An 18,730-nucleotide genomic window follows, 5' to 3' on the forward strand; every position below is an offset into this window, starting at 1 on the left:
TCCGGGGCCCGCGCGTCGGTCGCCGGTACCACCTTCGGTGCGACCCGAGGATGACGGACATGGCACGATTCACCGGGTCGTGTCCGTTCGACCGGGGAGGGACTGGGGGTCGTGACGTCACCGGAGCAGAACCGGCTCGCGGGACCGCTGTCGATGTCGGTGGCCAACCTGTGCCACCGCCTGCAGTCGCAGGTGTCCGCGCGGACCGCCGCCGGGTTCGCCGAGGTGCTGCGCCGGCTCGGCGCGCCGCTGCAGGTGGCCGTCGCCGGGCGGATCAAGTCGGGCAAGTCGACGCTGGTCAACGCGCTGATCGGGCGCCGGGTCGCGCCGACCGACATCGGTGAGTGCACCCGGCTGGTGACCCGCTTCCAGTACGGCACGGTCGACCGCGTCGAGATCGTCTTCACCGACGGCCGCAAGCAGGTGCTCCCCTTCGCCTCGGACGGGATGATCCCGGCCGAGCTGGGCGTCGACATCACCAAGGTCTCGCACATCGAGGCCTACCTGACCAACGCCGTGCTGCAGGGCATGACCGTGATCGACACCCCCGGCCTCGGCTCGCTCGACGCCGCGTCGGTGTCCCGCACCGAACTGCTCCTCGGCGCGGCGAAGCAGAGCAAGGACGAAGAAGGCTCCGACGAGCTCGACGACACCTCGCGCAACGCCGTCGCCGGCGCCGAGGCCGTCCTCTACGTCGTCACCCAAGGCGTCCGCGCCGACGACCAGCAGGCCCTCGCCGCGTTCACCGCCGCCACCGCGAGCCGTGAGGCCGGCCCGGTCAACGCCATCGCCGTGCTGAACAAGGCCGACACCATCGCCCCCGAGTCGGTCGACGGCTCGGACGGCGACATCTGGAAGGCCGCGACGATCCTGTCGGAGAAGCAGGCCTCGACGCTCAAGCCGAGGGTCGCCGACGTGCTGCCGGTGATCGGGCTGATCGCCGAGTCCGCCGAGGTGGGCGGCTTCACCTCCGCCGACGCCGAGGCGCTGCGGCAGCTGGCCGAGCTCGACGACGACGTCCTGCAGACCATGCTGATCTCGGCCGACATCTTCACCAGCTGGGAGTGCGACGTCCCGGCAGGCACCCGGCTGCGGCTGCTGGAGAAGCTCGACCTGTTCGGCATCTCGCACGCCGTCGACGCCGTCCGCAAGGAACCCGAGATCACCGCCGGTGCGCTGCGACGCTCCCTGCTGGACGCGTCCGGCCTGGAAGCCGTGCGGCACCGGCTGTCGATCGTGTTCGCCGCCCGCGCCGACGGGATCAAGGCGGCCGCGGCGCTCGCGTCGGTCACCGCGCTGGCCCACGCCTCCGGCGACCCGGGCGAGCGCCAGCGCGTCCACGACGCCATCGAGGTGCTGCTCGCCAAGCCCGAGGCCCACCAGCTGCGGCTGCTCGAAGCGTTGACGCTGGTCGCTTCCGGCGCCGTCGACATGCCCGAGGACCTCTCCGAAGAGGTGCTGCGGGTGGGCAGCAACGCCGACATCGGCGCCCAGCTCGGCAAACCGGGCGCGAACCGGCCGGAGCTGGCCGCGCACGCCTTGGAACGCGCGGGCTGGTGGCGGTCCTTCGCGTCCTTCGGCGCGACACCCGCGCAGAGCCGCGTCGCGCACGTCGTGCACCGCGCGTACTTCCTGATCTGGCAACAGCTCCGGGAGTCCCCGGCCTGAGCTTGTTTCTGCTTGCCGACTTTGCCGAGCCGGGCCGGTTTCCCGCGTACTGTGGAAACGTGCAGCTGGAGAACACGACATCCTGGCGAGCGAGGTGGAGCAGCGAGGCCGAGATCGACGTCGCGCTGTTCATCCGTGACGCCCTGGCGCTGTCCGTTTCCGAAGGACAGGTCCTGCCGCCGGTGGAGCCGCAGGTTCCGGTGCACATCCCGCCGGAGGTCGACCGCACCGCCGTCCAGGCGCAGTGGGCGGACTGGTGGAACGACCTGCTCGCGTTCCTCCGCGGCCGCGAGGATCCGGATCCACGCAGCCCGCGCAACCGCTACGGCAGGCCCGCGCTCGCCCACGACTCGGCGATGCGGCAGGCGATCGAGTACTTCACGCCGACAGCGGCCCGGCACTTCGCCAACGCGCGCGGCCCGGCGCTGCGCGGCGCGGGTGTCCCGGCCGGCGGCACGCCCTGGGCGCCCGGCTTCTACCGGCGCCAGATCGTCGCCGGCGAACGGCTCGGCCAGCTGGTGCGCGAGGCCGAGGTGCGGCAGGGGCGCCGCGCGTACCCGTTCCGGCTGAACGTCATCGAGATCTCCGTGGCCGGCTCGATCTGCCTGCGCACGGCCGACGACCAGCTGCTGGTCTCCTCCCGGCTCGCCGAAGACGGCCCGGGGCTGGAGGCCAAGCTGCGCGAGGTGATCACCGAGCTGGTCTGAGCCCCCGGCTTTCATAAACCGAGCACGCGGTCTAATAATAGACGGCATGGAGACGACCGTCGACGAGCCGTCGTGGCTGCGCACCGGGTCCTGGATCGGCTGCCCGCTGGTCGGCGGCGCCCTGGGGGCCGGGGTGTGGGCCATCGCCGCATGGGTCACTGACCTGCCCGCCTTCCCGTTCCAGGGCGTCTTCAAGGTGCTCACGAAGCTGCCGCAGCCCTGGGCGACGCTCGCCGCCGTCGCCGGCGGCCTGGTCCTCGGGTTCGTCTTCGCGATGATCTGGGCGCACGACCGGCTGGTCGTCACCGTGGCGCCGGACCGCGTCACCCTGGTCCGCGGCGAAAAAACCCGCCGCATCGAAGCCGAGCTCGACGCTGTCTACCTCGACGGCAAGGAGCTCGTCCTGCACACCGCGGACGGCCGGGAGATCGCCCGCGAGAAGACCGATCTCGGCGGCCCCGAGCTGGCCAGGGCGTTCGCCGAGCACGGGTACCCCTGGCGCGACGAGCCGCCGGTCGAGCGATGAGGACCGTCGATCCCGCGAAGCACGCGGCCAAGCGCCGCGCGATCGTCGACGCCGCGGCCGGGTGCTTCGCCGAGAAGGGCTTCGAGCGGACGACGACGGCGGACATCTGCCGCGCCGCGGGCATCAGTTCCGGCAGCCTCTTCCACTACTTCCCGAACAAGCGCGCGGTGTTCACGGCGATCTTCACCGACGACGCCCGCGACACGGCCGAGCGGCTCGCCGCGGCCGCCGAGGCCGCCGACCCGTGGGCCGCGCTGCTCGACGTCGTCACGGACCTGGCCGCCGAGGTCGCCCACCCCGCCATCGCCCGGCTGGTGCTGGAGGCCGCCGCGCAGGCCGCGCGTGACGACGAGTTCGCCGAGCTGATCCGGCGCAACGAACGTGCGCTGGCCGACGGCCTGGCCGTGCTGATCGAGCGGGCCGTCGAAGCCGGGCAGATCGACCCCGGCGTTCCGCCGCACGCTGCCGCAGGCTGGGTCGCCGCCCTCGCCGACGCGCTGATCACCCGGGCGGCCTTCGACGCGGACGTGGATACCGCGGCCGAACTGGCGATCCTCCGGACGATCCTGATCCGCTTCCTTCGCCCGGTTTCGCCCCCGGATGGCGCTTGAGTCCTTCAGACTGGTGGAATCTCTGCGAGCCGGACGGGGTGGTGCGGGTGGCGTGGTTTCGGAAGGACGGCGTGGTGGATGCCGATGAGACGCCCACCGGCCAGATCCCGGCGATCAGCATCGCGCGGATCGTCCAAGAGGCTGACACGGAAAAGGGAACCGACGGCGGCAAACCCGCGTCGGACACCGATGTGCACCCCTTGCAGCCGGTCATCACGTCGCCTGTCGGCCTGGAGCGCGCACTCGCGGACCGCGATGCGCTGATCCAGATGTGCCTGTACGCACTGGATCGCGCCCGCAGCGGCGGGGTGGTCGAACGCCTCGAAGAGGGGCTGGCCGCGATCGGCGTCCAAGCACTGCGGCCGGACGGCGAGCGGTTCGACCCGGCCCGCCACGAAGCCGGCGGCGCGGTCCCGACCGAGGACCCCGCGCTGGACGGTGTCGTCGCGGAAACCGAGGTCACCGGTTTCGCCGACCACGACCGCCTGCTGCGCGCCCCGATCGTCATGGTCTACGCGAAGAGGACACCGTGAGCGCGCCTACCGCGCCGAGCCTGCCCGCACAGGTCCAGGCGGCCCGCGACCAGCTGCTGACGGTCGTCCGCGACGCCGATCCGGACGCCGCCCGGTGGGTCGACGACATCCGGAAGGCGCGGCCGAAGAAGCCCGCCGTCGTGGTCGTCGGCGAGACGAACCGCGGCAAGAGCTCCCTGGTCAACGCGCTGCTCGCACGTCCGGGACTGTCCCCTGTGGACGCCGACGTCGCCACCGCCACCTACCTCGTGTTCGACCACGCGGACGCCTGGGGCGCGCAGGCCTGCTACCCCGGCCAGCTGGCGCCGGTGCCGATCGACCTCGGTCAGCTGATCAACTGGGTGTCGGCCGCGCACGAGCTGCCGCCGGGCCAGATCCCGCCGCGCTACGTCGAGGTCACCGGGCCGGTGCCGCTGCTCGAACGCCTTTCGCTGGTCGACACCCCGGGCGTCGGCGGGCTCGACTCGATGCACGGCGAGCTGGCCAAGGAGGCGGCCGCGGGCGCGACGGCGCTGCTGTTCGTCGTCGACGCGTCGGCGCCGTTCACCTCGACCGAGCTGCAGTTCCTGCGTGACGTCGGTGAGCGCGTCGAGACCGTGGTGTTCGCGCTGACCAAGGTGGACATGTTCCGCGGCTGGCGCGAGGTGCTGGAGGCCGACCGGCGGCTGCTGGCCGAGCACGCGCCCCGCTTCGCCGACGCCGTGTTCCACCCGGTGTCGGCGCGGATGTTCGAGACCGCGTCGAAGGCGCCCAACGAGCAGATGGCCGCGATGCTGCGGGAGAAGTCCGGCGTCGCCGCGATCCAGACCGCGTTGCAGGAGCTGCTGGTCGGCCGCTCGGCGATGCTCGGCGAGGCCAACACGCTGCGCGCGCTGTCCACCGCGCTCGGCGAGCTCAAGGCGAAGCTGCAGGCCGAGAGCCGGGCGCTGTCCGCGGGCGAGGCCGAGGCCGAGCAGCTGCGCGAACGCCGTGACCAGCTGACCGCCGAGCGCCGGACGTCGACCCGCGGCTGGCAGCTGAAGCTGCGCGGTGAGGTCCAGCGCACCCGCGTCGAGGTGCTGCACGAGAGCAGCCGCCAGATGCGGGACGCCCAGACGCACTTCCGCCAGCTCATCGACGGCGCGAAGCGGGACGCGCTGGCCGCGCTGCCGCAGCAGGTCGACATCGCGCTGCAGACGACGTCGCAGCGGATCTCGATGCTGCTGTCCCAGCGGCTCAACCACGTCACGAACGTCTCGCTGTCCGAGCTGTTCTCCCCGGAGGAACTCGACGTCATCCGCGCGCAGTTCGCGCGGGCCGGCGGCCCGCCGGTGGTGCTGCGCCCGCCGGACAAGAAACCGCCGACGGCCGAGGACAAACTGCTCGTCTTCATGGGCATCTCGGGTGGTGTCGGCGCGGGAAAGGTGGCCGCGCTGCCGCTGGCCGGCGTCGCGATCCTCAACCCGGTCGTGCTGCCCGCGACGATCATCATCGGCCTCGGCGCCGGCTGGTGGATGGCCCGCACGCGCAAGCACGCGGCCGACAAGCAGCACATGAAGCAGTGGCTCGTCGAAGCCATCGCGGACGCCCGCTCGACGCTCGACCAGCTCGTCGCCGAGCAGCTCATCGAAGCCGAGCAGCAGCTGTCGATGGCCCTGGACGAGGCCCTGGGCCGGCGTATCGACGCGATCGAGGCCGAGCTGAAGGAAGTCGACAAGACGATCAAGATGGGCGCCCAGGAACGGGCCAAGAAGATCGCGATCGTCTCGAAGCGCCTGAAAGAGGTCAGCGACGGCCGCGACCGGGCCGAAGCCTTCCTGACCCGGATCCGGGCATTGCGGGACAAGACGGCCTGAGCGCGCGTCCGGTTGTGGTGGGGAACCGAACCGGCCTACGGTGAGTCATACCCTCAGACAGCAGGTCGGAGAACGGCGTTACCCGGTTCGAAGGGGGAAGTCCCATGTGGGTCGACGAGAGTGGCGGCAGCGACACCGACGCCAGTGGTGCCGAGGCGATGACCGTGCACGTCGACGGCCAGGAGTACCAGGCCGAGGTCAACTACGACGTGAACGAGGACGGCGTCAACGACACCGCGATCGTCGAGCACGACGACGGCACGGCCCAGGCCTTCATCGACTCGAACCACGACGGCCAGGCCGACCAGTACGCCGTCCTGGACGAGACCGGGCACGTCGTCGAGCAGGCCGTCTACGACGAGGCCAGCGGTGAGTGGGTCCAGTCCGGCGGCGACGGCCACGACGACTCGGGCACGGACACCGGCCACGAGGACAGCTCCGGCGGCCACATCCACGCGGACATGCCGGACGGCGAGGTCGACGCGGGTGTCGCGACCATCGACACCGACCACGACGGGCACAACGACACCGCCGTCGTCGAGACGAAGAGCGGCGGCACCATCGCCTTCACCGACAAGGACGGCGACGGCGAAGCGGACGTCGCGGTGCAGGTCGACGCGGACGGCACGACCACGACGTTCGAGCACAGCGGCCCCGGCCAGTGGACCGAGGTCTCGAGTGGACTGATGGACTCGGGGAGTGACCAGCAGCTGGGCGACCCGGCGGCGGACGCCGAGTGGGGTGGCGCCGGCACGCAGACGCTCGAGGGTGTCGCGCACATCGATTCCGGCACCGGGCAGTGGATCTCGCCCAACTGAGAAGTAACCCAGGTCACAGTTTGAAAGCCCGGCGCACCCGCGCCGGGCTTTTTTCATGTCGCAAATGAAAACAAGCAGGTCACGGGTGTGACACCGGGCACCGCAAGATTTACTGCGAATGCACCGATCCGGTGACGTCTGAATCGATTCCCTTATCGTTCTTGTGAGAGAACGTACACGTCAGCTCTCGGTTACCTGCCGGTCATGCGGCTACTCTCAGGGAATCCCAAAAAACGCACACCGGCTTCGCCAGCCGGTGTGCGAAGCCATTCGGTCGCCGGCAACGAAGCCCGCCCGGAACACCGTCGTTCCGAGCGGGCTCATTTTGTCGTCGGAAGTCAGGAGTAGAGATGACCGCAGTCGCCATCCCCGGACTGGACACCGCGCCGACGACGCACAGTGGCGTGCTGTCCTTCGTCCGGGAGGTCGCCGAACTGACCACCCCGGACCGCGTGGTGTGGGTCGACGGGTCTGACGAAGAAGCCGCCCGGATCAACCAGGAGCTCGTCGAAGCCGGCACGTTCGTGCAGCTCAAGTCGAAGCCGAACTCCTTCTGGGCCACCTCCGACCCCAACGACGTCGCCCGCGTCGAAGACCGGACCTTCATCTGTTCGGAGCGTCCCGAGGACGCCGGTCCGACCAACAACTGGACCGACCCGGCCGAGATGAAGGCCACCATGACAGAGCTCTTCCGGGGCTCGATGCGCGGCCGCACGATGTACGTCATCCCCTTCTGCATGGGCCCGCTCGCCGACGAGAATCCCAAGCTGGGTATCGAAATCACCGATTTCGCCTACGTTGTCGCTTCGATGCGCGTGATGACCCGCGCCGGTCGCGCCGCGCTCGACAAGTTCGTCGGACCGGACGGCAGCGAGCGCGAATTCGTGCCCGCGCTCCACTCCGTCGGTGCGCCGCTCGAGCCCGGCCAGAAGGACGTTTCCTGGCCGTGCAACGAAACCAAGTACATTTCGCACTTCCCCGAAGAGCGCGCGATCTGGAGCTACGGCTCGGGTTACGGCGGCAACTCGCTGCTCGGCAAGAAGTGCTACTCGCTGCGCATCGCCTCGGTGATGGCGCGCGACGAAGGCTGGCTCGCCGAGCACATGCTGATCCTCAAGCTGATCTCGCCCGAGGACAAGGTCCACTACGTCGCGGCGGCGTTCCCGAGCGCCTGCGGCAAGACCAACCTCGCGATGCTGCAGCCGACCATCCCGGGCTGGCGCGCCGAGACCCTCGGTGACGACATCGCCTGGATGCGCTTCGGTGAGGACGGCCGCCTCTACGCCGTGAACCCGGAGTTCGGCTTCTTCGGCGTCGCGCCGGGCACCGACTGGCACACCAACCCGAACGCCATGCGCACCATCGAGCAGGGCAACACGGTCTTCACGAACGTCGCCCTGACCGACGACGGCGACATCTGGTGGGAGGGCATGGAGAACCAGCCCGAGCACGCCACCTCCTGGAAGGGCCAGGAGTGGACGCCGGAGTCGAGCGAGAAGGCCGCGCACCCGAACTCGCGCTACTGCACGCCGATGTCGCAGTGCCCGATCCTCGCCGACGAGTGGGACGACCCGAAGGGCGTGCCGATCTCGGCCATCCTGTTCGGCGGCCGCCGCAAGACCACGGTGCCGCTGGTGAACGAGGCCCGCGACTGGCAGCACGGGGTGTTCATGGGCGCCACGATGTCGTCGGAGACGACGGCCGCGGCCGCCGGCGCGGTCGGCAACGTGCGCCGCGACCCGATGGCCATGCTGCCGTTCCTCGGCTACCACGCCGCCGACTACTTCAAGCACTGGCTGACGCTGGGCAAGAACGCCGACGCGAACAAGCTGCCGAAGATCTTCTACGTCAACTGGTTCCGCCGCGGCGACGACGGCCGTTTCTTGTGGCCGGGCTTCGGCGAGAACTCGCGGATCCTGAAGTGGGTCGTCGACCGCGTCGAGGGCAAGGGCAACGCCGTCGAGACGCCGATCGGCTTCGTGCCGCGCGCCGAGGACCTCGACACCGAGGGCCTCACCGAGCCGATCGAGGACATCCAGGCCGCCCTGGACGTCAAGCCCGAGGAGTGGCGCGCGGAGCTGCCGCTGATCGAGGAGTGGTTCGCGAAGATCGGCGACACCGTGCCGACGTCGCTGCGTGACGAGCTCGACGCGCTGGCCCAGCGCCTCGCCTGAGTTCTCTGCCAAGAAGGGGACGTCCCGTGTGGACGTCCCCTTCTTGTAGGTTCGCCCCATGAGACCGTTCCGCTTCGGCGTGGCGCTGGTGGCACCCGGCTCGCGCGCCGAGTGGGCGGCGAAGTGCCGCCGGGCCGAGGACCTCGGTTACGACGTCGTCGGCGTGGTCGACCACCTCGGGCGGGTCGCGCCGATGCCGGCGTTGCTGCTGGCGGCCGAGGCGACAGAGCGCATCAAGCTGAACACCTACGTGCTCAACGCGAGCTTCCACAACCCCGTGCTGCTGGCCCGTGACCTCACCGGGCTCGACGAGTTCACCGGCGGCCGTCTCGAGATCGGGATCGGCGCGGGGTACGTCCGCGCGGAGTTCGAGGCCGCCGGGATCGAGTGGGGCACACCCGGGCAGCGGTTCGCGCGGCTGAAGCACGTGGTCGCCGAGATCGAACGCGCGTACGCGGGTCGCCCCCGGCCGCCGCTGCTGCTCGGCGGCCGCGGCGACCGGATGCTGACGTTCGCCGCCGAGCACGCCGACACCATCGCCTTCACCGGCACCGCGCCCGGCGCGGCCGAAGGGCGGCTGGCGCTGGCCGGTCCGGACGCGGTCGCCGAACGTGTCGACTTCGTGAAACGGGCGCTCGGCGACCGTGACACCGAGCTCAACCTGATGGTCCACCTCGTCCGGATCACCGACGACCGGCAGGCAGCGCTCGACGAGGCCCACCAGCTCGTGCCGCACCTCGACGCCGCCGAGCTGGGCGAGCTGCCCACCGTCCTCATCGGCTCGGCGGAAGCGGCGGCCGAGCAGCTGCTGCGCACGCGGGAGACCCTCGGCGTCAGCTACTTCACGGTGATCGAAGAGGACCTGACCAGGCTGGCCCCGGTGATCGAGAAGCTCCGCTGAGTACCTTGTCGGTATGACTGGGGATTTCCGCTTCGGCGTGAACATGGTCGTACCGGACAGCCGTGCCGCGTGGGTCGGGAAGTGCCGCCAGGCCGAGGACCTCGGCTACGACGTCGTGTCCGCGGCCGACCACCTGGGGATGGCGCCGCCGTTCCCGGCGCTCGTGCTGGCCGGCGAGGTCACCTCGCGCGTCAAGCTGAACACCTTCGTGCTCAACGCGCCCTTCTACAACCCGGTGCTGCTCGCCCGCGACGTCACGGGCACCGACCAGTTCACCGAAGGACGGCTCGAGCTGGGGCTGGGCGCGGGGTACGTCAAGGAGGAGTTCGAGGCCGCCGGGATGCCGTTCCCGACCGCTCGCGAGCGCGTGGACCACCTCGAACGCACGATCCTCGAGCTCAAGCGCCTGTACGCCGACCCGGAGCACAAGCCCGCGCCGGTGCGCCCGGAAGGACCGCCGCTGCTGCTCGGCGGCCGCGGCGACCGGATCCTGACGCTGGCCGCCGAGCACGCCGACATCATCGGCTTCACCGGCACGGCGAAGTCACCGGACGGCGGCGCGCTGATCCCGGCGAGCGCCGAGGACATCGAGGAGCGCGTCGCGTTCGTCCGGTCGAAGCTCGGTGACCGGAGCGCGGAGTTCAACCTGCTCTGCCACTTCGTGAACATCACCGAAGACCGCGCGGGCGCGCTGGCGGACCTCGCGAAGCTGACGCAGGGAGCGCTGAGCGCCGACCAGCTCGCCGAGGTCCCGACCGCGCTGATCGGCTCCCCCGCCGAGGTCGTCGAGCAGCTCCACGCGCACCGCGAGCGGTTCGGGCTGACCTACTACACCGTCCTGGAGCACAACATGGCCCAGTTCGCGCCGGTGCTCGAAGCCCTCCGATGATCGACGCGAAGGGGATCGGCGTCCGCGCCGGCGACATCTGGCTGTTCGACGACCTCGACTTCAGCGTCGACCCCGGCGAGGTCGCCGCGATCGTCGGGCCGAACGGTGTCGGCAAGTCGACGTTGATGCGCTGCTTCTACGGCATGCAGACCCCGCAGCGGGGCCGGGTGCTGGTGGACCGCAAGGTGCCCGACGAACGGGACGTCGAGTTCCGCCGGAAGGTCTCGGTGCTGTTCGACGACTCCGACTTCTTCGCCGAGCTGACCCCGTTGCAGCACCTCGACCTGCTCGCCGGCACGTTCGGCACCGACCTCGGTGACCACAAGGAACTGCTGCGCGACGCGGGCCTCGGCGAACGCATGCACGTCACGTCCGGGCACTTCTCCGCCGGTCAGCGCCGCCGGTTGCTGCTGCTCGGCGTCACCGTGCGGCCGCACCGCGTCCTGCTGCTCGACGAGCCGGAGCGCGCGCTGGACACTGCGGGCAAGGAGTGGCTGGTCGAGCTGATCGCCCGCTCGACGGCGGCCGGCGCGGCGGTCGTGGTGGCCACCCACCACCCGCCGCTGCTGGAGGCCGCGGACAGCGTGCTCGAGCTGTGGTGACCCTCGCGCCGCGGCGGATGAAGATCCCGGGCCGCAAGCGGTTCGGCGGGATCTTCAGCGGCGACACGGCGTCGTTCGCCTTCCTGTTCGGTTTCGGGTTCCTCTTCACGGCGTTCTTCCACGTAGACGGCTGGCGCCCGGCGGTCTACGGCTCGTCCCGGGTGAACTTCCCGGCGGTGCTCGGGCTGCTGACGCTCTGCTGCGCGGTCGGCTGGCGCGGACTGCTGCGCCGCGGGTTCGCCTGGGTCGAGCCGGCCGAACTGACCTGGCTGGACTTCGCGCCGGTCGACCGCGGTCGGGTGGTCGTGCTGCGGCTGCTCGGCGCGTGGACCGGCGTCGTGGTCGTGACCGGCTACCTGGTCGCGCTGCTGCTCGCGGTCGGCGGGGCCGGGCTCGACGAGTGGCGCGCGGGGATCGCCGTCGTCGCCGCGACCGCCGTGATCGCGTACGTGACCGCCCGGCGGACGGCGTTGTGGTTCGACGCGGCCGGCCCGCTGGCGCTGGCCGCGCTCGGGCTGGCGATCGCCGCGTTCCACCTCGGCGCCACCACGGTGGAGTTCGTCGCGGCCGGCGTGGTCGTCCTGGCGCTGCCACTGGCGTTCGGAGGCGAGCCGGTGACGCGCGCGGGCCGCTCGGCGCTGCTCACCGGCTGGGAAGGCCGCGTGCTGCGCTCGGTCGCCGTCACCTTCCTCGACCCGATGATGCTGCTCCCGCCGTCGGCGCCGGTCGGGCGGATCTCCGTGCGCCGCCCGACGCCGCTGCGGCTGGCCTGGGCGGGCACGATCGGCCGGTCCAAGTACGCCGGCGCGGGCGTACTGGTCGGCTTCGCGATCGTGGTCGCGCACATCGCGCTCCCGACGTTGCCGGGCCCCGTCCTGATCGGCCTCGGCGCGTACCTCGCGTTGATGCCGTTCAGCGCCGGCCTCGGTGAGCTGTGGCGCAACCCGGGACGCCGCCGCTGGCTGGGCTCACCCAACCGCGACCTGGTGCTGGCGAGCGGCCTGGTCCTCGCGGTTGTCGGCCTGCTCTGGGCGGCGGTGCTGTTCGGCGTCACGCTGGCGGCCGGGACGTCGTTCGCCGGGCCGGCGTGGCTCGCCGTGCCGCTGTCGGTGCTCTCGATCTTGCGCACGGTCACCCGCAAGGCCGTCGACTACGGCAACCCGGCGTTCGTCGACACCCCGATGGGACCGATGCCGGCCAACCTCGTCCGCCAGCTCTTCCGCGGTCTCGACCTGCAGGTTCTCGGGATCGTACTGCTTTCCGCGGCCATCTGACCTACCCTCGATGCGACGAATGGAGCAGTCATGGGTGGCGGACACGCGTCGGGGGTAGGGCGTCGGGCGACCAGCGAGTTCCCGCCGGGCTGGAGCGACGAGCACATCATCTCGGTGATCAAGGACGTCGCGAACGACCCGAGCGAGGCCCGGCGGCAGCAGAAGAACGGCCGCTGGCGCTGCGCCGGCGAGCGGTTCAACGTGCACCTGGTCGTGCTGGTCGAGGAGAACGGGCACGTCCACACCGCCTACCCGGTAGCCGGCCCGGGCGTGACCCGCAACCCGGACGCGGCCCGCGACCCGGCGAACCCGACGGTCGCCGACCTCAAGGAGAACCGCATCAGCTTCTTCGCCGACAGCGTCCTCACGATGCTCGGCGACCGCCTCTCCCCCGAGGACTTCACGCACTACCGCACGCTGCTGTGGTCGGGCGAGTGGGAGGAACTGGCCGACGTCCTGGCCGCCCACGCGACAAAGGTCGACCTGAAGTTCTCGGCGGACGAGCTGTCGGACTTCGAGAAGCTGCTGAACAGCTACGACCTGCCGGTGGCGGGCTGCGCGTTCCTCAACGACCGCGACCACATCCTGACCCAGCTACGCGCTTAGGCGAAGTCGAACCCGGTGAACTCGGCGATCGGGACGTAGCCGATCCGCCGGTAGAGGGCGTTGCTGGTGGCGTTGGAGGGGTTCGTGTAGAGCACGACGTCGGTGGCTCCGGCGTCGAGCGCGGCCTGGCTCACCGCGACCGTGACGGCGCCCGCGTAGCCCTGCCCTCGCAGGTGGGCCGGGGTGTAGACGGGATCCACCCGGATCATCCCGGCGACCATCGTGGTCGACGCCGCCATGGCGACCGGGCCCTCGGTCTCCCAGAACGTGTAGTGCTTGTCCCCGAACCGCGACGCGGCCCAGGCGTCCGGGTCGAGAGCCTCTCCGACGGCGGCGGCGAAATCGGTGCACCAGCGGATGATCTCCGTGCGGTCCGGCGCACCCAGAGCGCGCGCCCGGCCCTCCGGTACCGGCTCCGGTGGGGTGAGCGTGCCGAGGCGGTGTAGGCGGACCCGCACCCCGGGAACCGCCGACGCGCCGGTGCGCCGACGCCAGGCCTCGGTGAACGCGGTGGCCGTGTCGTGTTCCGCGAGGACTCCGGAAAGCGGGTGGCCGAGCGCGACCCATTCGGCGGCAAGAGCGTCGGCTTGCTCGGGCGGGAGGGACGCGAGAGTCAACCGGCCGGACGGCCGTCGGTAGCAGAGGGCGTTCTCCAGCCGGCCGAACACGGTGCCGTCGTTTCCGTTGAGCCGCAGCTTCTCGAGCGTAGTCAGCGGAGTCGTGTGGAGCGCGGGACGTGAGCGCAGGAAGTCCCCGGCCCGGGCGAGGAAGTCGTGAACGTCTTCGGTCAGCCGCAACTCAGCTGGCCTGGGAAAGCGGTGGTGACGCCGCCGGCGTGACGGCCGCCCGCAGCTCGTCCAGCGGCAGCCCGACCGCGTCCGCGATGGCCGTGACCGTGAAGAAGGTGGGCGTCGGAATCCGGCCCGTCTCGATCTTCCGGAGCGTCTCCACGGAGATCCCGGCCTCCGCCGCGACGTCGACCATGCTCCGGCCGGCCCGCGCCGTCCGCAGCGCCTGGCCGAGGCGTTCGCCCCGTTCGCGCTCTTCGTCCGTCAGCGGCACCCGCACCATGAACCCTATTTTAATACCACTGTGGCGCGAAGCGCCTCCGTTGAGGGCGGTGGCGGGGGCATGGATGGAATACCAGTAGTTGTCCACTGCCTGTGGACAACTCTGTGCACAGGTGTGGAAAGGGCCCCGCCGAGCCGAAGCTCGACGGGGCCCCACAACACCTGGTGGCGTCAGGCTCCCGGCGGTACCGGAAGTGCCACACCCGGCAGGCTCTGGTCGTTCGGCACCACACCGTCGATCAGGTAGGCCTCCACGACCTTGTCCACACCCGCGTTGCCGCCGGCGTAGATCCCGTGGTCACCCTCACCGGTGATCGTCAGCATCCGCGAGTTCGCGAACGCCTTGTGCGCGCGCCGCGCGCCCTCGATCGGCGTCGCCGGGTCGTGCTCCGACTCGACGATCAGCACCGGCGGGACACCCTTGCCGTCCAGCACGGGCAGCGGCGCCGGGGTCTTCTTCCAGAACAGGCACGGCTGGATGAACCAGCCGGCGCCCAGCAGCGGCTGCTGCTTGTCGATCAGCTTCTGCGAGTCCTTGATGGCACTGTTCGTCGTGCCGGTCCACGGACCCTCGTTGCAGGGGATGCTCCAGAAGCTGGCGTCGTAGGCGTCGCCGTCGGAGGGCACCATCAGCGGCTGCGCGCCGTAGGTCGTGGTGCTCGTGTCGGCGGCCTTGACCTTCTGCGCGGCCGAGGACTTGGCCTGCGCCGAAGCGGTGCCCTGGGTCAGCGTGCGGACGCTGACCAGGTAGTTGGCCAGACCCGGGAACGCGGACTTCGAGTAGATGCTCGACGCGATGAAGGCGTCCAGGCCGTTGGCCGACACGCTCGAACCGTCGGGCAGGGTGACCGCGCCCTGGGTCAGGACGTAGCGGACCTGCTCGTAGGTCTGGCGAGCGGCTTCGCCGGTGGTGCCGAAGTGGTAGAGCTTGTCGTACTTCGCCATCCACGGGAGGAAGTCCTGCCGCCAGCGGCGCTCGAAGCCGAGTGGCTGCCAGTCGAACGACTTCTGCCAGGTGGTCGTGAACTCCGTCGACGAGTCGAGGACGAACCGGCCGGTGCGCGCGGGGTAGGCCTGGGCGTAGTGCGCGCCCATCCAGGTGCCCGCCGAGTAGCCGACCCAGTTGATCTTGTCGCGGCCGAGCAGCACGCGCAGCAGGTCGATGTCCTTGACCGTCTGGTCGGTGTTGATCAGCGGGCCGAGCTCGCCGGACTTCACCTGGCACGACTGCGCGGCGTACTTCGTCGCCTGCAGGATCAGGTTCAGGTTCGCGCGGTCGCGGTCACGCGGGTCCAGGTCCGAGCCGGTGCCGATGGCGCCACCGCACGTGATGTTCGTGCTCTTGCCGGTGCCGCGCGGGTCGAAGCCGACGATCTCCTGGTGCTCACGCAGCTTCGCCTGGTTGCGCAGGCGGGCCGGGAAGTTCCGGCCGGGCGCGCCGGGGCCGCCGGGGTTGGTGACGACGCTGGCCGTCGCGTCCCCGGTCGCCTTCAGGCGGCTGACGGCGATGGTCAGGTCGATCTGGGCGTTCGCCTGGTACCAGTTGCGCGGCGTCTTGTAGGTCGCGCACTCCATGTCCTGGGCGCCCGCGGGCGGGGCGGTCGGCAGCTCGGAGGGGACGGCGCACTTGTGCCAGTCCAGCTTCTGGTTCGCGTACTGCGCCGGGATGTTCGTGGAGTTCAGCGGCTGCTTGCCGGCCGCTGCCTCCTGACCTGCGAACGCAGGCGTGAACCCGGCCAGCAGGGTGCCGGCGATGGCCGGGATCACCACCGCGTAGCGGAGTCGTGTCATACGGTTGCCCCTTTGGGTTTTCACATAGTGGAGTCGCGCTATTGATATAGGGCGGGTAACGGCGGGGCAACCGACGTTGGTCGGCAACGCGGTGCGTGGCGATCAAATCGATATCGGACAGACGTGACGTCCCGTCAGCCAGGTTCTAAGGTCGGACGGTCGGTTACGGGAGTGTTAGGTGAGGTCCGATGTCGACTGTGAAGCAAGACAGGAAGGTGCCCCGGAAGCCGTTCAATCCGTGGAACCTGCTCCTGATCGTTCCGCTGCTGGTCCTGGTCACGCCACTGTTCAACATGGACGGTCCACGGCTGTTCGGGATGCCGTTCTTCTACTGGTTCCAGTTCCTCTTCGTCGTGGTCGGCGTGCTCAGCACGTTGATCGTCTACCTGATGACGCGGGACAAGCAGCCGGCCGGTGACGCCCCGGACAAGCTGAGCGTCGACGACCTGGACGAGGGGGACGCTCGATGAGCAACCTGCAGTGGCCGGAACTGATCATCTTCACGGTCCTGTTCCTGCTGGTCACCGTGCTCGGGTTCATGGCGGCGCGCTGGCAGCGCGGCGGTGGCCTGGACCACCTGGACGAATGGGGTCTCGGCGGCCGCAAGTTCGGCTCGTGGATCACCTGGTTCCTGCTCGGCGGTGACCTCTACACGGCGTACACGTTCGTCGCGGTGCCCGCGCTGGTGTTCAGCGCCGGCGCCCTCGGCCTCTACGCGCTGCCGTACACGATCGTCGTCTACCCGATCGTCCTGCTCCCGGCGCTGCGGATGTGGTCGGTGTCGCGGGTGCGCGGTTACGTCACCCCGGCCGACTTCGTGCGCGGCCGCTTCGGCTCGCCGATCCTCGCGCTGCTGATCGCGATCACCGGCATCGTCGCGACCATGCCGTACATCGCGCTGCAGCTGGTCGGCCTCGAAGCCGTGCTGCGGACGATGGGCATCAACGGCTCCGGCATCGTCGGGCACCTGCCGCTGCTGATCGCCTTCATCATCCTGGCGGTCTACACCTACCAGTCCGGCCTGCGGGCGCCCGCGCTGATCGCGTTCGTCAAGGACATCCTGATCTACATCGTCATCCTCGTGGCGATCATCTACCTGCCCTCGAAGCTGGGCGGCTGGTCGCACATCTTCGACACGGCGGCGGCGAAGCTCGGTACCCCGAGCCCGACTACAGGTAAGCCGGCCGGCTCGATCCTGCTGAACACGAACAACCAGCTGCAGTACGCGACGCTGGCGCTGGGTTCGGCGCTCGCGCTGTTCCTGTACCCGCACTCGCTGACCAGCGTGCTGGCCTCGCGCGGCCGCAGCGTGATCAAGAAGAACATGGTCGCGCTGCCGGCGTACTCGCTGGTGCTGGGCCTGCTGGCGCTGCTCGGGTACGTCGCGATCACGGCGGGCGTCAAGCCGCTGACGAACGCGGCGACCGGCAAGCCGGACAGCAACACGGTCGTTCCGCTGCTGTTCGACAGCCAGTTTTCGTCGTGGTTCGCCGGGATCGCGTTCGCGGCCATCGGCATCGGGGCCCTGGTGCCGGCCGCGATCATGTCGATCGCCGCGGCGAACCTGTGGACGCGCAACATCTACAAGGAGTACATCCGCAAGAACGCGACGCCGCAGCAGGAAGCAAAGCAGGCGAAGCTCGCTTCGCTGGTCGTGAAGCTCGGCGCGGTCGTGGCGATCATCCTGCTCGACCCGCAGTATTCGATCGACCTCCAGCTCATCGGTGGCGTGCTGATCCTCCAGACGCTCCCCGCCGTGGCGCTCGCGCTGTACACGCGCTGGTTCCACCGCTGGGGCCTGATCGCGGGCTGGGTCGTCGGCATCGGCTGGGGTTTGCTCATCCTGTACGGCATCCCCGGGGCCAACGGCAAGCAGCACTTCGGCACCTCGGCGTTGCCACTGGGCAACCTGTCGATCTTCGGCTGGCACCCGTTCTCGGGTTCGCTGGTCCAGATCTACGTCGGCTTCGTGGCCCTGATCGCCAACCTGGTGGTCGCCGCGATCGTCACGGTGATCGCGCGGCGGATGAAGGTGTTCAACGGCACCGACGACACCAACCCCGCGGACTACCTGGCCGACGAGCACGACAAGGACCTGCGCCCGATCGGCGCGGCTCACTGAGTGGTGCGCCGGAGGATCAGCGTGCGGGAAACGAGGTAGAGCACCACGCCGTTGAGCAGGTGCCAGAGGAAGTGCGTGCCGACCGGGACGTAGTCGCAGACGTCCCGGTCGAGCGTGCGCAAGCTCAATGACAGCGCGAAAATCGCGCCCGCCACGGCGAAGTGCGTCCAGGCGGCGTCGCGCGAGAACACGAGAAGCGCGACTACGACGCCGAACGCGATGAGCGCAGAGAGGTAAAGCCCACCCCCGAGCACCGCCGTGACGGCGGTGAGCACGAGGAACGCGGGCGCGGCCAGCCACGCCAGCCGCCAGCCGTAGAACACGCGCGCGAACAACACGACGTACACCAGCACGAAAACGAGGATGCTCACCGAGTCCGCGACGCCGGCCCAGCGCGTCGCGAGCAGGTGGAACACCGTGCTGGCCGCAAAAACCAGCCCGATCAACCCGGCCAGCACCCGCCCGGCCCGGTCCCCCGCGGCCAGCCGCCACACCAGCACAGCGGCCACGAGGAACGCGAGATTGCTGAGACTGTCGAGCGGCTCTCCCCAGAGACCGGGCGCGACCCGTTCGCAGTACCCGTCGACGTAGTCCGTCACGGTG

The 18,730-nt window shown here is 70.1% G+C and carries 19 protein-coding genes; 15 read left to right on the plus strand and 4 right to left on the minus strand.

The window, feature by feature from the left end; all coding sequences use genetic code 11:
- Positions 1–153 precede the first annotated feature (153 nt).
- From ACIOD2_RS37005 to ACIOD2_RS37065, 13 genes are all read left to right on the plus strand, one after another.
- The gene (locus ACIOD2_RS37005) at positions 154–1,668 is read left to right on the plus strand and encodes a dynamin family protein (RefSeq protein WP_400550616.1); all 1,515 of its coding nucleotides are present in this window, start codon (positions 154–156) and stop codon (positions 1,666–1,668) included.
- Positions 1,669–1,727: 59 nt separating this feature from the next.
- The gene (locus ACIOD2_RS37010; RefSeq protein WP_400549185.1) at positions 1,728–2,375 is read left to right on the plus strand and encodes a hypothetical protein; all 648 of its coding nucleotides are present in this window, start codon (positions 1,728–1,730) and stop codon (positions 2,373–2,375) included.
- A 46-nt stretch (positions 2,376–2,421) separates the two neighbouring features.
- Complete coding sequence (locus ACIOD2_RS37015; protein ID WP_400549188.1) at positions 2,422–2,901, plus strand: hypothetical protein; 480 nt, start codon at positions 2,422–2,424, stop codon at positions 2,899–2,901.
- Entirely contained in the window at positions 2,898–3,512 is a 615-nt protein-coding gene (locus ACIOD2_RS37020; protein ID WP_400549191.1) for a TetR/AcrR family transcriptional regulator, read from the plus strand. The genes ACIOD2_RS37015 and ACIOD2_RS37020 overlap by 4 nt, the downstream gene beginning before the upstream one ends.
- Positions 3,513–3,703: 191 nt before the next feature.
- Positions 3,704–4,045, plus strand: a complete 342-nt coding sequence (locus ACIOD2_RS37025; RefSeq protein WP_400550618.1) for a nucleotide exchange factor GrpE — start codon at positions 3,704–3,706, stop codon at positions 4,043–4,045.
- Entirely contained in the window at positions 4,042–5,880 is a 1,839-nt protein-coding gene (locus ACIOD2_RS37030; protein ID WP_400549194.1) for a dynamin family protein, read from the plus strand. Before ACIOD2_RS37025 ends, ACIOD2_RS37030 begins: the two co-directional genes overlap by 4 nt.
- 104 nt (positions 5,881–5,984) lie before the next feature.
- Positions 5,985–6,698 carry a hypothetical protein gene (locus tag ACIOD2_RS37035; RefSeq protein ID WP_400549197.1) on the plus strand — a complete coding sequence of 238 codons (714 nt, stop codon included), beginning with the start codon at positions 5,985–5,987 and terminating at the stop codon, positions 6,696–6,698.
- Positions 6,699–7,048: 350 nt separating this feature from the next.
- Positions 7,049–8,872, plus strand: coding sequence for a phosphoenolpyruvate carboxykinase (GTP) (locus ACIOD2_RS37040; protein ID WP_400549199.1), 1,824 nt, complete (start codon positions 7,049–7,051; stop codon positions 8,870–8,872).
- Positions 8,873–8,930: 58 nt separating this feature from the next.
- Positions 8,931–9,773: a TIGR03621 family F420-dependent LLM class oxidoreductase gene (locus ACIOD2_RS37045; RefSeq protein WP_400549202.1), complete on the plus strand. Its 843-nt coding sequence runs from the start codon at positions 8,931–8,933 to the stop codon at positions 9,771–9,773.
- Positions 9,774–9,786: 13 nt separating this feature from the next.
- Positions 9,787–10,662 carry a TIGR03621 family F420-dependent LLM class oxidoreductase gene (locus tag ACIOD2_RS37050; protein WP_400549205.1) on the plus strand — a complete coding sequence of 292 codons (876 nt, stop codon included), beginning with the start codon at positions 9,787–9,789 and terminating at the stop codon, positions 10,660–10,662.
- Entirely contained in the window at positions 10,659–11,264 is a 606-nt protein-coding gene (locus ACIOD2_RS37055) for an ATP-binding cassette domain-containing protein (RefSeq protein WP_400549208.1), read from the plus strand. The genes ACIOD2_RS37050 and ACIOD2_RS37055 overlap by 4 nt, the downstream gene beginning before the upstream one ends.
- The gene (locus ACIOD2_RS37060; RefSeq protein ID WP_400549211.1) at positions 11,258–12,538 is read left to right on the plus strand and encodes a hypothetical protein; all 1,281 of its coding nucleotides are present in this window, start codon (positions 11,258–11,260) and stop codon (positions 12,536–12,538) included. The genes ACIOD2_RS37055 and ACIOD2_RS37060 overlap by 7 nt, the downstream gene beginning before the upstream one ends.
- A 30-nt stretch (positions 12,539–12,568) precedes the next feature.
- Positions 12,569–13,144 (plus strand): EndoU domain-containing protein, encoded by a 576-nt coding sequence (locus tag ACIOD2_RS37065; RefSeq protein WP_400549214.1) that lies wholly within the window; start codon positions 12,569–12,571, stop codon positions 13,142–13,144.
- Here ACIOD2_RS37065 and ACIOD2_RS37070 read toward each other — a convergent pair.
- The 3 genes from ACIOD2_RS37070 to ACIOD2_RS37080 form a co-directional block, all read right to left on the minus strand.
- On the minus strand, positions 13,141–13,941 hold the full coding sequence (locus ACIOD2_RS37070) for a GNAT family N-acetyltransferase (RefSeq protein WP_400549217.1): 801 nt from the start codon (positions 13,939–13,941) through the stop codon (positions 13,141–13,143). The genes ACIOD2_RS37065 and ACIOD2_RS37070 overlap by 4 nt on opposite strands.
- A gap of 1 nt (position 13,942) precedes the next feature.
- Positions 13,943–14,215 (minus strand): helix-turn-helix domain-containing protein, encoded by a 273-nt coding sequence (locus tag ACIOD2_RS37075; protein ID WP_392759901.1) that lies wholly within the window; start codon positions 14,213–14,215, stop codon positions 13,943–13,945.
- Positions 14,216–14,385: 170 nt separating this feature from the next.
- Positions 14,386–16,005, minus strand: coding sequence for an alpha/beta hydrolase (locus tag ACIOD2_RS37080; RefSeq protein ID WP_400549220.1), 1,620 nt, complete (start codon positions 16,003–16,005; stop codon positions 14,386–14,388).
- Positions 16,006–16,193: 188 nt separating this feature from the next.
- Here ACIOD2_RS37080 and ACIOD2_RS37085 point away from each other — a divergent pair, with 188 nt between their 5' ends.
- Both ACIOD2_RS37085 and mctP read left to right on the plus strand, forming a co-directional pair.
- Positions 16,194–16,475, plus strand: coding sequence for a DUF3311 domain-containing protein (locus ACIOD2_RS37085; RefSeq protein ID WP_400549223.1), 282 nt, complete (start codon positions 16,194–16,196; stop codon positions 16,473–16,475).
- On the plus strand, positions 16,472–18,127 hold the full coding sequence (gene mctP, locus ACIOD2_RS37090; RefSeq protein WP_400549226.1) for a monocarboxylate uptake permease MctP: 1,656 nt from the start codon (positions 16,472–16,474) through the stop codon (positions 18,125–18,127). The genes ACIOD2_RS37085 and mctP overlap by 4 nt, the downstream gene beginning before the upstream one ends.
- On the opposite strand, the gene ACIOD2_RS37095 is transcribed toward mctP, so the two are convergent.
- Positions 18,121–18,726 (minus strand): hypothetical protein, encoded by a 606-nt coding sequence (locus ACIOD2_RS37095; RefSeq protein WP_400549229.1) that lies wholly within the window; start codon positions 18,724–18,726, stop codon positions 18,121–18,123. The genes mctP and ACIOD2_RS37095 overlap by 7 nt on opposite strands.
- Between the last annotated feature and the right edge of the window lie 4 nt (positions 18,727–18,730).

The organism is Amycolatopsis sp. NPDC088138 (genome assembly GCF_044741685.1).
Lineage (GTDB): Bacteria > Actinomycetota > Actinomycetes > Mycobacteriales > Pseudonocardiaceae > Amycolatopsis.

Coding starts and splice junctions, on each gene's coding strand:
- ACIOD2_RS37005 (WP_400550616.1), top strand. CDS start 154: ATGTCGGTGGCCAACCTGTGCCACCGCCTGCAGTCGCAGGTGTCCGCG.
- ACIOD2_RS37015 (WP_400549188.1), top strand. CDS start 2,422: ATGGAGACGACCGTCGACGAGCCGTCGTGGCTGCGCACCGGGTCCTGG.
- ACIOD2_RS37020 (WP_400549191.1), top strand. CDS start 2,898: ATGAGGACCGTCGATCCCGCGAAGCACGCGGCCAAGCGCCGCGCGATC.
- ACIOD2_RS37035 (WP_400549197.1), top strand. CDS start 5,985: ATGTGGGTCGACGAGAGTGGCGGCAGCGACACCGACGCCAGTGGTGCC.
- ACIOD2_RS37040 (WP_400549199.1), top strand. CDS start 7,049: ATGACCGCAGTCGCCATCCCCGGACTGGACACCGCGCCGACGACGCAC.
- ACIOD2_RS37045 (WP_400549202.1), top strand. CDS start 8,931: ATGAGACCGTTCCGCTTCGGCGTGGCGCTGGTGGCACCCGGCTCGCGC.
- ACIOD2_RS37050 (WP_400549205.1), top strand. CDS start 9,787: ATGACTGGGGATTTCCGCTTCGGCGTGAACATGGTCGTACCGGACAGC.
- ACIOD2_RS37055 (WP_400549208.1), top strand. CDS start 10,659: ATGATCGACGCGAAGGGGATCGGCGTCCGCGCCGGCGACATCTGGCTG.
- ACIOD2_RS37065 (WP_400549214.1), top strand. CDS start 12,569: ATGGGTGGCGGACACGCGTCGGGGGTAGGGCGTCGGGCGACCAGCGAG.
- ACIOD2_RS37075 (WP_392759901.1), bottom strand. CDS start 14,215: ATGGTGCGGGTGCCGCTGACGGACGAAGAGCGCGAACGGGGCGAACGC.
- ACIOD2_RS37080 (WP_400549220.1), bottom strand. CDS start 16,005: ATGACACGACTCCGCTACGCGGTGGTGATCCCGGCCATCGCCGGCACC.
- ACIOD2_RS37085 (WP_400549223.1), top strand. CDS start 16,194: ATGTCGACTGTGAAGCAAGACAGGAAGGTGCCCCGGAAGCCGTTCAAT.
- mctP (WP_400549226.1), top strand. CDS start 16,472: ATGAGCAACCTGCAGTGGCCGGAACTGATCATCTTCACGGTCCTGTTC.